Origin of the sequence: Oceanicella sp. SM1341, assembly GCF_003448965.1 — a bacterium.
Classification (GTDB): domain Bacteria; phylum Pseudomonadota; class Alphaproteobacteria; order Rhodobacterales; family Rhodobacteraceae; genus Paroceanicella.
Map to the genome: position 1 here is coordinate 1 of NZ_QRGC01000084.1, position 1166 is coordinate 1166.

Here is a 1166-nt window from a genome sequence, read left to right on the forward strand (position 1 = left end):
GCCACGGTCTCGCTGACGGGCGCGCTCACGCTGCTGCGCGGGGCGCTGATCCGCACCGGCATCGGCGCGCTGATCGTGGGGGCGGGCGAGCTCGTCTACCAGTTCACCCGGCTCGTCAGCGGGGCGGGCGGCTTTGGCAGCGCGATGAGCCTGCTGGGCGACGTGGCGGTGGGCGTGTGGCGCGGCATCGTCGCCTCGGCCCGGGCGATCCCGCCGGGATTGGGGGCAATCTGGTTCGCCGTGCGTGGCATGTTCCTCGATCTGGTGACCTGGATGGCGCGGAACTGGGCGGACTTCGTTCATCTCCTTGCGGATGGGCTGAAAGACATCCCGGGGCTCGACGATACCTGGCTCAGCCTTTCAAATGGGGCGATTGAAGCCGGGTCGCGTGCTTACAAGTTCGCAGCGGCCGCGGAGGATGCGCGCGCCCGCGCGGAGGCCTTGGGGAACGCAGCAAAGGGTATCGTCTCCGAGGGTTTCGCCGAGGCGCGGGCTGCGGCCGATGCGCTCATGGACGTGATCCGGGGAACCGGCGACGAGAGTGACGCAGCAACCGATGCCGTGAACCGGCTCAACAACGCCATGGCCGGGCTCGGCGATGACGGTAGCGGGGGCGGCAAGGGCAAGGGCAAAGGCGACGGCAAGGGCGACGGGAAGGGGGCCGATGCCGGCACGAAGAACCTGACCAGCTCGCTGGGCGAGGCGCGCACGGCGCTCGACGATGTGCGCGACGCGAGCCGGCAGGCCTTCTCCGGGCTCATTACCGGCGCCACCACGGCGCGCGACGCGGTCTCAGGCCTGCTCGATCGCTTCGCCGATCTCGCCGCCAACGAGGCCTTCGACGTGCTCTTCGGCAGCGGCGGGAAGGGGGGCGGCGGCTCGCTCTTCGACAGCCTGTTCGGCGGCAGCTCCGGCGGCAAGGGCGGCAGCTCCGGGGGCGGCGGGCTGCTGTCCTTCGCCGGGGACCTGCTCTCGATCATCCCCGGCTTTGCCACCGGCACCGACAGCGCGCCGGGCGGGCTTGCCTGGGTGGGCGAGCAGGGGCGCGAGCTCGTGAACCTGCCGCGCGGCAGCCAGGTCATCCCCAATCACCGGCTCGGCGGGCTCGCGCAGGGCGGGGCGGCGGCGGCCCCGGAGATCGCCCTGCATGTCACCTCGTCCTTCGA

1 pseudogene is annotated in these 1166 nt (G+C 71.7%); it reads left to right on the plus strand.

The window, feature by feature from the left end:
- Positions 1-1166: pseudogene (locus D3P35_RS25785) on the plus strand (hypothetical protein); the annotation flags it as partial.